This window comes from Winogradskyella sp. MH6 (genome assembly GCF_022810765.1).
GTDB lineage: Bacteria > Bacteroidota > Bacteroidia > Flavobacteriales > Flavobacteriaceae > Winogradskyella.
Genome location: NZ_CP094494.1, coordinates 195,892 through 207,827 on the forward strand (window position 1 = coordinate 195,892; position 11,936 = coordinate 207,827).

13 protein-coding genes are annotated in these 11,936 nt (G+C 32.1%); 8 read left to right on the forward strand and 5 right to left on the reverse strand.

What is annotated here, in order from left to right; genetic code table 11:
* Positions 1–157 precede the first annotated feature (157 nt).
* The 4 genes from htpG (at position 158) to MST30_RS00975 (ending at position 5,307) form a co-directional block, all read left to right on the forward strand.
* Positions 158–2,065: a molecular chaperone HtpG gene (gene htpG / locus MST30_RS00960; protein WP_243472546.1), complete on the forward strand. Its 1,908-nt coding sequence runs from the start codon at positions 158–160 to the stop codon at positions 2,063–2,065.
* Positions 2,066–2,252: 187 nt separating this feature from the next.
* Positions 2,253–2,828 carry a Crp/Fnr family transcriptional regulator gene (locus MST30_RS00965; RefSeq protein ID WP_243472547.1) on the forward strand — a complete coding sequence of 192 codons (576 nt, stop codon included), beginning with the start codon at positions 2,253–2,255 and terminating at the stop codon, positions 2,826–2,828.
* A gap of 203 nt (positions 2,829–3,031) precedes the next feature.
* A complete protein-coding gene (gene rlmF, locus MST30_RS00970) occupies positions 3,032–3,988 on the forward strand; it encodes a 23S rRNA (adenine(1618)-N(6))-methyltransferase RlmF (RefSeq protein ID WP_243472548.1) in 957 nt (318 codons plus the stop codon).
* An 83-nt stretch (positions 3,989–4,071) separates the two neighbouring features.
* The gene (locus MST30_RS00975) at positions 4,072–5,307 is read left to right on the forward strand and encodes a DEAD/DEAH box helicase (RefSeq protein WP_243472549.1); all 1,236 of its coding nucleotides are present in this window, start codon (positions 4,072–4,074) and stop codon (positions 5,305–5,307) included.
* 79 nt (positions 5,308–5,386) lie between these two features.
* On the opposite strand, the gene MST30_RS00980 is transcribed toward MST30_RS00975, so the two are convergent.
* From MST30_RS00980 to MST30_RS00990, 3 genes are read right to left on the reverse strand one after another with little or no spacing between them, the layout of a single operon-like run.
* Positions 5,387–6,544: a hypothetical protein gene (locus tag MST30_RS00980; protein WP_243472550.1), complete on the reverse strand. Its 1,158-nt coding sequence runs from the start codon at positions 6,542–6,544 to the stop codon at positions 5,387–5,389.
* Positions 6,528–7,040 (reverse strand): hypothetical protein, encoded by a 513-nt coding sequence (locus MST30_RS00985; RefSeq protein ID WP_243472551.1) that lies wholly within the window; start codon positions 7,038–7,040, stop codon positions 6,528–6,530. The genes MST30_RS00980 and MST30_RS00985 overlap by 17 nt, the downstream gene beginning before the upstream one ends.
* Entirely contained in the window at positions 7,024–7,572 is a 549-nt protein-coding gene (locus MST30_RS00990) for an RNA polymerase sigma factor (protein ID WP_243472552.1), read from the reverse strand. Before MST30_RS00990 ends, MST30_RS00985 begins: the two co-directional genes overlap by 17 nt.
* A 128-nt stretch (positions 7,573–7,700) precedes the next feature.
* Between MST30_RS00990 and MST30_RS00995 the strand changes: the two genes are divergently transcribed.
* On the forward strand, positions 7,701–9,017 hold the full coding sequence (locus tag MST30_RS00995) for a voltage-gated chloride channel family protein (RefSeq protein WP_243472553.1): 1,317 nt from the start codon (positions 7,701–7,703) through the stop codon (positions 9,015–9,017).
* On the opposite strand, the gene MST30_RS01000 is transcribed toward MST30_RS00995, so the two are convergent.
* A complete protein-coding gene (locus tag MST30_RS01000; protein ID WP_243472554.1) occupies positions 9,014–9,418 on the reverse strand; it encodes a hypothetical protein in 405 nt (134 codons plus the stop codon). The two genes, MST30_RS00995 and MST30_RS01000, sit on opposite strands and share 4 nt — an antisense overlap.
* A 3-nt stretch (positions 9,419–9,421) precedes the next feature.
* Complete coding sequence (locus MST30_RS01005) at positions 9,422–9,988, reverse strand: RNA polymerase sigma factor (RefSeq protein ID WP_243472555.1); 567 nt, start codon at positions 9,986–9,988, stop codon at positions 9,422–9,424.
* Positions 9,989–10,134: 146 nt separating this feature from the next.
* On the opposite strand from MST30_RS01005, the gene MST30_RS01010 reads away from it, so the two are divergent.
* From MST30_RS01010 to MST30_RS01020, 3 genes are all read left to right on the forward strand, one after another.
* On the forward strand, positions 10,135–10,482 hold the full coding sequence (locus MST30_RS01010; protein WP_243472556.1) for a DUF6249 domain-containing protein: 348 nt from the start codon (positions 10,135–10,137) through the stop codon (positions 10,480–10,482).
* A gap of 118 nt (positions 10,483–10,600) precedes the next feature.
* Entirely contained in the window at positions 10,601–11,587 is a 987-nt protein-coding gene (locus MST30_RS01015; RefSeq protein ID WP_243472557.1) for a peptidase associated/transthyretin-like domain-containing protein, read from the forward strand.
* Complete coding sequence (locus tag MST30_RS01020) at positions 11,580–11,936, forward strand: DoxX family protein (protein ID WP_243472558.1); 357 nt, start codon at positions 11,580–11,582, stop codon at positions 11,934–11,936. The genes MST30_RS01015 and MST30_RS01020 overlap by 8 nt, the downstream gene beginning before the upstream one ends.

Here is an 11,936-nt window from a genome sequence, read left to right on the forward strand (position 1 = left end):
ATTTTTCAGATTCGTTATGCATGCATAATACTTAAAACTATGTCATCTTGTCACATATTTTTAATTGGTATTTTATTTGAAATAAACCGTTACAGATAAAAACAAATAATTAATAAAATTCCTGTATGCTCAGGAATGACAAAAACAACATAATAAAATGGCAAAAGGAAGTATTAATGTATCGGTAGAAAATATCTTTCCGTTAATTAAAAAGTTCTTATACTCTGATCACGAAATCTTTTTACGTGAGCTGATTAGTAATGCAACTGATGCAACTTTAAAGCTTAAGCATTTAGCAAGTATTGGCGAATCTAAATCTGAATATGGTGAGCCAAAAATTGAAGTTAAGATAGACAAAGAAGGTAAAAAACTTCATATTATAGATCAAGGTTTGGGTATGACAGCCGAAGAGGTTGAGAAGTACATTAACCAAGTGGCTTTTTCTGGTGCTGAAGAATTTTTAGATAAGTACAAGGATTCTGCTAAAGATTCTGGTATTATTGGTCATTTTGGTTTAGGCTTCTATTCTGCTTTTATGGTGGCAGATAAGGTAGAAATCATTACCAAATCTCACACTGATGCACCAGCTGCTCACTGGACTTGTGATGGTTCACCTGAATTTACACTAGAAGCATCTGATAAAACCGACAGAGGAACAGAAATTATTTTACATATTTCTGAAGGTGAAGAGGAATTCTTAGAAGAAGGAAGAATCCGTGAGCTGTTGACCAAGTACAACAAGTTTATGCCTATTCCTATTAAATTTGGAACTAAGGAAGTAAACGATCCAGATTTTACACCAAAAACAACTAAAGACGAAGACGGTAAAGAAACTACTGAGCCTCACAAACAAATTACTGTAGACGACATTATCAACAACCCAAATCCTGCGTGGACAAAACAACCTGCAGACTTAGAGGACCAAGATTACAAAAACTTCTACAGAGAACTGTACCCAATGCAGTTTGAAGAGCCGCTTTTCCACATTCACCTTAATGTAGATTATCCTTTTAACTTAACAGGAATCTTGTATTTCCCTAAGATGACAAATGATCTTAACATGCAAAAGGATAAGATTCAATTGTACCAAAACCAAGTTTTTGTAACTGATAATGTTGAAGGTATTGTACCTGAATTCTTAACCATGTTAAGAGGTGTTATCGATTCACCAGACATTCCGTTAAACGTTTCTCGTAGTTACTTACAAGCTGATGGTGCAGTGAAAAAGATTTCATCTTACATCACACGTAAGGTTGCAGATAAATTAAAATCTTTGTTCAACAATAACCGTGAAGATTTCGAAAAGAAATGGGACGACATTAAAATTGTTATTGAATACGGAATGCTTTCTGAAGAAAAATTCTTTGAAAAAGCAGATGCTTTCGCATTATACCCAACTGTAGATGGCAAATACTACACGTTTGAAGAATTAACCAACGCTATTAAAGCGAAGCAAACCGATAAGGATGGTAAAATGGTGATTCTTTATGCGTCTAATAAAGATGAGCAACATGCTTATATTGAATCTGCAAAAGCTAAGGATTATGAAGTGTTATTATTAGACTCACCGATTGTAAGTCATTTAATGCAGAAGTTAGAAACAACAAAAGAAAACATTTCGTTTGCTAGAGTTGATGCCGATCATATTGATAACTTAATTAAGAAAGATGATACGGTAATTTCTAAATTGTCTGACGAAGAAAAAACACAATTAGACGAATTACTAAAAGAAGTTGTGCCTTCAGAAAAATTTATGGTACAATTAGAGGCTATGGATAGCAATGCATCACCATTTATGATTACACAACCAGAGTTTATGCGTCGTATGAAAGAGATGCAACAAACTGGAGGTGGCATGTTTGGTATGGGAAATATGCCAGAAATGTACAATTTAGTGGTGAACACAAACCATGAATTGGTTGGAGAAATACTGAATACTAAAACCAAGAAGAAACAAGAGCGCTTAATTAATCAAAGTTTAGACTTGGCTCGTTTATCGCAAGGTTTGCTTAAAGGTGAAGAGTTAACAAACTTCATTAAACGTAGCTACGAAATGATTAAGTAAACTTTACCTATTGTGATGCTGAACTTGTTTCAGAATCTCATATAAACTTAAAACCACTTAGAAAATTCTAAGTGGTTTTTTTCTTATAGAAAGACACGCTTTAACCTCTTTTATCTACCAATATCGAATTTTACGTCTTTTAGCTTTAGTTTTATTTATTTTCAGCCAGCTATTAACCAAACTTAGGGTGAAATCTGATAATTATATTATTAAAACTATTTTTAAAGGGCTTGTTTTCAATGACAAAGAAATAAAGCTCATAGAATCTGTTTTTCATAAAGTTATTATTAAAAAAGGTGAGATTCTTATTCATCCAGGTGATAATGTTGATTCGCAGTACTACATTCTAGATGGTTGCTTAAGGGCTTTTCATACCGACAAACAAGGCAAAGAATACACTATTCAGTTTGGGATAAAAGATTGGTGGATGAGTGACTTTACAGCATTCTTTTCTGGCGAAAAAGCGATATTAACAGTAGAAGCCATTGAAGATTCTATTATTTATGGCATAAACAGAAAAGACAAAGAGTATTTATACCATCAAATACCAAAAATAGATCGCTTTATTAGAAAAAAATTAGAACGTGCTTTTGCTGCTTTTCAAAAGCGAATATTGGGAGGTATTTCAAAATCTGCCAAAGAACGTTATATCGACTTTTTAGCCACTTATCCAGACATAGAAAAACACCTAAAAAACTACCATATTGCTTCATTTCTTGGCATTACCACAGAAAGTCTTAGTAGAATTAGGAAAGAAATATGACAATTATCCATTTCTTAACATACATCAATTTTTTATTGCTTTATTAACCATACTTTTACCGTCCCTAACACACATTTTTAAGTGATCCTAAGGATTAATAGCCAAAAAGCGCAAGTTTAATAGACTTGCGCTTTTTTTATAGAATCCATAACCTAAAGATTATACATTGTTTCATCTATCTTTGCTTTACAATAGATATAAAATTGAAACCAGAGAACAAACTTTCAAATATAAAAACACAACTGCATCCCAGAAACAAGCATAACGCACGTTATGATTTTTCTAAACTCATTAAGAGTTTACCTGAGCTATCTCAATACGTTTCTAAAAATAAATATGGTGATGACTCTGTTGATTTTTTTAATCCTGATGCTGTTTTAACACTGAACAAAGCGTTGTTAAAACACCATTATGAGATTGATTTCTGGGAAATTCCGAAACATTATCTATGTCCACCTATTCCCGGAAGAGCTGATTATTTACACTACATTGCCGATTTACTTGGAGAGACATATGCAAAAATCCCAGAAGGCTCTAAAATAAAAGGTTTAGATATTGGTGTTGGTGCTAATTGCATTTACCCAATCATAGGACATCAAGAATATGGCTGGTCCTTTATTGCTTCTGACGTTAGTGAAAATGCTATAAAGTCTGCTGAACAAATTGTTGATCAAAATTCAAATCTTTCTTCTCACATAGAACTTAGACTTCAGAAACAACGTAAAGCGTTTTTTAATGGTATACTTTCTGAAGATGAAAAAATAGACTTTAGTATTTGTAATCCTCCTTTTCATGCCTCAAAAGAAGAGGCTGAAAAAGCTAACTTAAGAAAGCTTAAAAACCTTAAAGGAAAAACTAAAGGTAAAACCAAATTGAATTTTGGTGGACAACATAACGAATTGTGGACCAAAGGTGGTGAAGCTCGTTTTATAAAAGATATGATTTTTGAAAGTAGAAACTTTAGTAAACAATGTCTTTGGTTTACAACATTAGTGTCTAAAGAAGCTACTTTAAAGCCCACTCATAAAATCCTTGAAAATGTTGAGGCAACTAGTATAAAAACTATAGAAATGGGACAAGGTCAAAAAAGAAGCCGTTTTATAGCTTGGTCATTTTTGACGGAACAAGAACAAAAACAGTGGGCAAAAAACCGTTGGTAAAATTTTATTCTACCTTTGTTTTATCATTGTCATGCTGCATCAAATGCAGAGTGACAAAACCACTTTAAACCTAATTCAAACAAATGTCATTTAAGGATCTAAAACTCATTAAACCGCTTCTAAAAGCTATTGACGCTTCAGGTTACACGGAACCTACTTTAGTGCAAGAACGTACTATTCCTGCAATTTTAGAAGGTAAAGATGTTATTGTTTCTGCCCAAACCGGAACAGGGAAAACAGCAGCTTTTGCACTACCAATTTTACAGCAGTTGTTTGATAAACAAGACGCGCCTAAACGTGGTAAAAAAATAAAGGCTTTAATTATTAGTCCTACACGAGAACTGGCCCTACAGATTCAGCAGAATTTTAAAAACTATGCACAGTTTTCTAATCTTAGGTCTCTAGTTATTTTTGGTGGTGTTGCTATTGAACCTCAGGTTGATGTTCTTAAAAAAGGTATTGATATTCTTATTGCAACTCCTGGTCGTCTTTTAGACTTACATAAACAAGATTTCATCAATTTAGATAAGGTTGAAACTTTTGTCTTAGACGAAGCTGATTTAATGTTAGCTATGGGCTTTATTGATGACGTAAAAAAAATAGAACGCCTTTGTCCTGAGGAAAAACAGACCTTATTATTTTCTGCAACAATACCATACAAAATAGAAGAGCTTGCTAATTCAATTTTAAAAGATCCTGAAAGAATTGATGTTACTCCAACGCAATCTGTAGCCCAAGATGTAAGTCAGGTATTGTACTACGTGCCAAAACGTCGAAAAATAGAATTGTGTTTGCATTTGCTTCGAAATACGGTAAAAGGTAACGTCATCATCTTTAGACGTACCAAATTTGGTGTAAAAAAGTTAGAAGAACGTTTGGCAGAAAAAGGCTATCGCGTCGATAGTATTCATGGTGACAAAAATCAGAATGACCGTCAAACAGCCTTAAACAAATTCAAAAATGGCTATGCTAAAATTTTAATTGCTACAGATGTGGCTGCTCGTGGTATAGACATTAATGATCTAGATAACGTGCTTAATTTTGACATGCCAAACGTTGCCGAAACTTATGTTCATAGAATAGGCAGAACTGGTCGTGCTGGTAATATAGGTTCCGCATATTCATTGTGTTCCGCAGATGAAAAAAGTTATGTAAAGACTATTGAAAACTATATCAATGTTCAGATTCCTGTAGAAAAAGAACATCCTTATCCTTTAGACCCAAATGCAAAACCTATTGTCCACAAAAAGAAAGGCAGTAAGTACAAAAAAGGTCGTAAAAGTGAAGCTTCTAAGAAAAAAAAGAAACGCTGGTATTGATTATTAAATAAAAAAGAACTGTCAATCTGAACTTGTTTCAGATTCTGAAATAAATTCAGATTGACAGATACTTTAAGATCTACTTTTTAACATCAATAAAATCCTCACCAAACCTAATAATACCGTTAGTGATGTTAATCTTTATTTTATTAGGATTTAACTCCTCTCCTATTAACATCATTTTAGAACGTTCCTTTTTTCTACTAGGAGGGATTTCTGTTATAATATCTCCCCAATAATGCACGGTATTATAACCAAACGTCTCAATAAAATATTCTGACTTTTCTGGGAAAAATAAATTAATCTCTGAATAGTCGGACTCCATCTTAAATTCCTTAAAATCTTGAGAGAAATTATGAAACCAAAACTTACTATTAAAATCTACAATCCTAACCTTTTCTGCTATTTCACCAACTTTAACATTGCTAAACTCGGTATCAACATCTACTTTTTTTAACTGTGCCACTTGTACCTCATCAACATGGGTAAACTTATAAGTTCCTCCTTCTAAAAAATTAGCTCTAAAATTGCCGCTTACAACATCTAAAACATTGAATGGATTTTGAATACTTTGAAATTTTAACTGTGTGGTTCTAGCATTAACAACCAATTGGTTATTTATATCATTTTTAAAGACCAAATTAGAATTTTCAGCCATTACACGAATCATAATTTCAGGAGGTAGTTTTATAGAAAACTTTGTTCTTAAAATCTTTACGTTTTTAGTATTGATTTTTTTCTTGTTTCCATTCTTGTCTACTTCTCTTAAATTCTTTAAGTACTCCTTAAGACTTTTTCCTCGAGAGCTATTATTTATAGCTAAAAAATACTGCTTAGACTTTCTAAACTCGCGATTCGATTTTTCTTTGAAATTTATAAAATCACCTTCAAACTCAATACCATATAGTGTTTCAAGACTATAAGACACATCATTTTTAGCCTCACTTCCACTGGTTTTAAATTCTAAAATTCCATTTACAATTTGGGCTTCTGTTTCAATTTCATTCAACTTACTTTCTATCTCTTTTTTTGAATAGTTTTCAAACTCTAATGTGTAATCGAAATGTACTTTATCATCTTCAGATAGTGACAATTCAACATAGGTTCCGTTAAATTGAAGATTAAGAGATTTTAAGTCTTTAGTATCGTAACTCTTATTAAAAACTTCCTTAACCTGTGTGTTTCCTATAGCTGATGTGATTAGTATCAGCAATAAAAGTTTAAATTGATTTTTCATTCTGTTCGTTTTTTTGATTTAATATATTGATGTGTTCTTGTATATCTTTTAAAATCTGAAGTCTTGTTTGCAAGTTTTCTACCAATGCTTCTACAACCTGTATGTTATTAGCATCACTCTTGAATTGCTTTGATATTATTTTATAATCATTGTCTAACTCATCTAATTTTTTCTTGAAACGATCTACCAACATCTCATCATCTGCTATAGCAATAAAGTTTTTCCACTCTGCATTAATCTCTTTTAAATATTCTGCCTCAACTGCTTCTACCTGTGCTAACATTGGCGAGACATTCTCTATTGGTTTTTCATAGAATATCGAGAATCCGACTGTTAATGCTACAATTACCACAGCCACTATTTTCAACCATGTGTACCCTCTTTTTTTAGACTTGTTTTGTGTTTTCAACTTATCTAAAAACTCACTTCTATGATTTTTTGGTGGTGTTTTTAAGTCCTCGTCTTCCTTAAATAAATCTCTAATATCTTGCTTCATTATACTTCTGTTTTAAGAGTTCTTGCAGTTTTAGTTTACCTCGTCTTAAGTGTGTTCTAGAGGTTTTTGCTGGTATATTTAATATCTCAGAAATTTCGGTATGGTCATATCCTTCAATGAGATAAAGTTTTATGACTATTTTATGTTTATCATTGAGTTGATCAATGGCTCCTAGAATGTCTTTTTTGGTTAGAGAACTATCAAAATTCCACTCGTCTTCATTTATTGTTTGTAACTCTGAAACTTCAACTTCAAAAAACTCTATTTGTCTTTTCTTTAGAACATCTAAGCATTGATTGATTACAATTCGTTTTAACCACGCTCCAAATGTTGCTTCTGGTTTGTATTTATCAAGGTTTACAAATGCCTTTAAAAATCCCTCTTGCATTACATCTTTCGCATCTTCTTTATTATTTAAATACCTGCAAGCTACTGTAAACATGGCATTGCAATACTTATCGTATAGTTGCATCTGTGCCACTTGATTGCCTCTTTTACTGGCTTTAATTAAGGATTCTGTTTGCTTTTGCATTTAGTTTGGTCAGCGTCTTTGTATATAAAAACGAAGAAAAGTGATAAGGGTTTCAAATTTTGAACAAAAAAGTAAAATTTAATTGAATATAATTAACTTTAGACTTAAATAACACCAACTAAAGAGCCATGAGTCAAGATTATAACAATCCTGCGTTTAAAAAATTGCTTCAAAAATTACAGGAAGAAAGCTGGCAACTAGAGTTGCTTATTTCTGGTTTTGCCATATTTGGATTGTTTTCGGCATATCCAACGCTGCAAGTGGCTTCAAAAGCTGCTCAAAATGATAACAATGTTCAGCTCACTGTTTTCTTGTTTGTAGCATTAGCAGCCTGTTCTATCTTAATTTTTAATCTTTTGCTCCATGTGCTTTTACGTGGTTTGTGGATTGGTGCCTTGGGCTTACGATATGTTTCTGGAGATATTGATTATGAGAAATTAAATTACGGTAAAAAGTTTTCAGGATACTTAGAAAAGAAAGTCGGTTCGTTTGACCGTTACATTGCCCGATTAGAAAACTACTGTAGTGTTATTTTTGCGATATCATTTATGTTAATCTTTTACGTTCTTGCATTTGCTTTGACGTTTACAATTATAGGCTTAATAATAAGCTTTATGATTGATGGAAATGATTCAAGTTCTGTACTTCTTTGGATTGGAATTCCGCTTCTAGTATTTATGGTCATAGGGATGTTCCTGACCTTTTTTGATTTTTTATCGCTCGGTTTGTTAAAAAAGAAAAATTGGATTAGTAAACTGTATTTCCCATTTTACTGGGTGTTTAGCTTTATAACGCTTGCCTTTTTGTACAGACCTTTAGTCTATAACTTCTTGGATAACAAATTCGGTAAAAGATTGAGTTTTCTTTTAGTTCCTGTCTATTTTGCCTTGTTGATGATTACAACTTTGAATTATAATCATTCTAACTATTTTGAGTTTGATGAGAACTCCAACAGCTTTGTCGCTAATTCTTACAATTACGAAAATGAACTTGTTGACGAATCAGACTTTATTGAAGATATCGCTATAAATAGTAAAGTAATTTCTGAGCCCTTCGTAAAAGTCTTTATTGTTTTTGATGATTATATAGAAGATGAACTTTACAAGTTTAACCCAAAACTAAAACCAGAGTCTGATGATAGAGGCATAAAGTCGAAATTTATCATCATTAATGGCAATAAGCTCTCTGATAATAAAACTTTGCAACAGGAGTATTTAAAAACTTTCAATTCTATTTATTCAGTAAAGGTTGATTCTACAGTATTTAAATCTGAATTTGTTCTCGGAAAAACCATTAAAAACCAAAAAGGATTTGAAACCTATATAGGTATTAAAAACCTATCTGAAGGCAAACATCAGCTGAAAGTTATTAGAAAACGAATAAGAAAATCGGATACGACATCTGTATTAGATGCAAATATTCCGTTTTGGTACTACCCAGATTAATACGATAGTTTTTGATTAAAATACTGCTTTAACAAAGGTACCTGAATAGCAACCATTATAGCTAACAACACCGTAGCATACATTAAGGTGCTTGAAAAATCTACGGATAAGTTATTGAATACATCAAACGATACTTCTGGTAAATTATAACGCTCCGAAAGGCTTGAGGAATCGCTAGGCTTATTTAAAATAACGTTTACAATTAGAGCCACAAAACCCAAACCTAACAACCACCAAACGTATTTAGGAATTAATGGCTTATATATAATAGTTTTAGTTTCTGAAAGTGCTTCAATTTTAGACATTACATCATTGGTAAAATTTACTGGTGCTTTTTCTAAACTATCATTAGCCATTAACTTATCGACTAATTCTTCTATTCTTTTATCTTCATTTTCCATCTTTCAAGCTGTTTTAGGTTGAAAATACTGTTCTAAAATTACGGCTAATTTTTTTCGGGCTCTAAAAAGCTTCACTTTAACCGTATTGGCTTCAATATTTATAATTTTTGCTATTTCCTCTAAAGATAATTCTTCAAAATAAAATAACGTTAATAAGGCACTGCTATCTTCGGGTAATTTGTTGATACATTTCTTTATCAAATCACTTTTTTCCTCTTTAATAATATTATCCAAAGCATTATCGATAGTATCTAATTTATTAAATGTAAACTCATCTATAGCAACATTGTTTAAGTGTTTTTTATTCTTTTTAATAGTATCTAAACATGTATTATAAGCTACTCTGTAAATCCATGTAGAGAATTTTGAATCTCCTTTAAACTTATCTAAAGATTTAAACACCTTTATGAACGTATCTTGCGCCACTTCCTCCGCCTCTTCTCTATGCTTTAACATGCGCAATGCTAATGTATACACCAAGTCCTTATAACGATCTACTAATTGCGCATAAGCCCTAGTATCGCCATTTTTAATAGCTGCAATTAATATGTTTTCGTCGTTGGTGGTCATTTTTATAGTTAAGACGACAGTTTGTTCCTTTAGGTTACAATTTAGATTGAAAAAAATATTTTTTACAAAAAGTGTAACCTAAAAGTTTAGCTTGTCGTCATAAGCTAAGAATCAATTAAAATTAATCAATTAAAAAAACAAACATTATGGACGCAGAAATATTAATACCAATCAGTCTTTTTGCAGCAATTTTTGGAATGGTATACTTATACTTTTCTACTAGAAACAAAGAGCGTCTTGCGCTTATAGAAAAAGGAGCAGATGCCAGTATCTTTAATATTGGTAAACGCGCAGGCTCATCTTGGAAGGTTATCGTTTTAAACTTAGCGTTTTTACTAATGGGCATAGGATTAGGCGTATTTATTGCGCATATCTTAGAAACTTACACAAGCTTAAACGATGGTACTGTTTATCCTGCAATGATTTTCTTAATGGCAGGACTAGGACTTTATGTTGGCTACACCCAAACCAAAAAAGCTTTAGACTCAGAATAACACTCATCAATCAATCAGACAATCAACGCTTCTTCCTAATTATATGGAAGAAGCGTTTTTTTATACAATTCATTTTATTATTTGTCATGCTGAATTTATTTCAGCATCTTTATAATCTATGAGTTCCAAATTATATATAACTGTATTTTCTATCGTTTTAGGATGGCATTTAGGCTTTTCTCAAATCAAAGTTTTAGATAGCATTTCAAAATCACCTGTAAGTTATGCCACCATATCGTTTGGTAATGGCCAAGGTATTTTTGCAGATGATGATGGTGTGTTTTATTTTACAAAAAAACTATATCCAGATGTAGACTCGCTACATATTTCGGCCATTGGTTTTAAAAACCTCAACATTGCTGCAGAAAATTTACCCAACCAATTATTATTACAGCCTCAAGCAGATGCTTTAGATGAAGTGGTTCTTAGCACTAATCTCAATCGAAAATTTAAAGAAGAAACTTTAAAACCATATCTCGATGATGATTATTACAACTGCTGGTTACCTACTATAGAGTCTGAGATTGCTGTATATTTCTCTAAATTTTCAGAACAAGATCAAAAGCTAACCAGTGTTACGTTTCCTATCGCATTAGAATCTAAAGATTGGAACAAACGAAAACGAGCCAATAGCGATAAAAAGAAGTTTTCAACTTTATTTAAGGTACAATTTTATGCCAATGACAATGGTAAACCTGGTAAGGTACTTACGTATGAAACCATTGTTTTTAGAGCTACAGAAAAAAATGGAGATGCCTATGAACTGAGTGTTGAAGACTACGATATTTACATTCCTAAAAATGGATTTTTTGTATCTATTCAAGTAATGGGCTACACCAATAAGGAAGGTAAGCTTCTACCTAACAAAAAATATAAGGAAATAAAAACTAAAAACGGTGTTGTAAAAATTCCAACTAATTTTAGACCACTTTTACCATTTACTGATGAAATTGAGAGTAAAAACACCTACATAAAACGCATATTTATAAGTGGTAACAATTGGGTAAAGTTTGATAAAGGCAATGGTTTTAAATCTAGCTTACTCGACAAAAATCTTTTTAATTACGGCATTGGCATAACCTATAAAACATTTAAAGATGAATAACCCTATTGGACTATACATTATGGCTGGCATGTATATTTTGGCAGGCCTTATGCACTTTGTTAAACCCAAAATGTATATGCGTATTATGCCAAGGTATTTACCAAATCACAAATTTCTTGTGCTACTTAGTGGTGTTACCGAAATTGTTTTGGGATCAGCTTTGTTATTCTCAGAAACCAAAGCCTTTGCCATTTATGGTATTATAGCAATGCTAGTTATTTTTCTCCTAGTGCATTTTTACATGCTGTCTGGTGAAAAAGCTTCTGCCGGCATCCCAAAATGGATATTAATTTTAAGAATTCCGTTTCAATTTTTCTTGATGTATTGGGCTTGGGTTTATTTGAGATAA

Bases quoted from the DNA above. Each gene is read 5' to 3' on its own strand.
- htpG (WP_243472546.1), top strand. From the start codon at position 158: ATGGCAAAAGGAAGTATTAATGTATCGGTAGAAAATATCTTTCCGTTA.
- MST30_RS00975 (WP_243472549.1), top strand. From the start codon at position 4,072: ATGTCATTTAAGGATCTAAAACTCATTAAACCGCTTCTAAAAGCTATT.
- MST30_RS00980 (WP_243472550.1), bottom strand. From the start codon at position 6,544: ATGAAAAATCAATTTAAACTTTTATTGCTGATACTAATCACATCAGCT.
- MST30_RS00985 (WP_243472551.1), bottom strand. From the start codon at position 7,040: ATGAAGCAAGATATTAGAGATTTATTTAAGGAAGACGAGGACTTAAAA.
- MST30_RS00990 (WP_243472552.1), bottom strand. From the start codon at position 7,572: ATGCAAAAGCAAACAGAATCCTTAATTAAAGCCAGTAAAAGAGGCAAT.
- MST30_RS00995 (WP_243472553.1), top strand. From the start codon at position 7,701: ATGAGTCAAGATTATAACAATCCTGCGTTTAAAAAATTGCTTCAAAAA.
- MST30_RS01000 (WP_243472554.1), bottom strand. From the start codon at position 9,418: ATGGAAAATGAAGATAAAAGAATAGAAGAATTAGTCGATAAGTTAATG.
- MST30_RS01005 (WP_243472555.1), bottom strand. From the start codon at position 9,988: ATGACCACCAACGACGAAAACATATTAATTGCAGCTATTAAAAATGGC.
- MST30_RS01010 (WP_243472556.1), top strand. From the start codon at position 10,135: ATGGACGCAGAAATATTAATACCAATCAGTCTTTTTGCAGCAATTTTT.
- MST30_RS01015 (WP_243472557.1), top strand. From the start codon at position 10,601: ATGAGTTCCAAATTATATATAACTGTATTTTCTATCGTTTTAGGATGG.
- MST30_RS01020 (WP_243472558.1), top strand. From the start codon at position 11,580: ATGAATAACCCTATTGGACTATACATTATGGCTGGCATGTATATTTTG.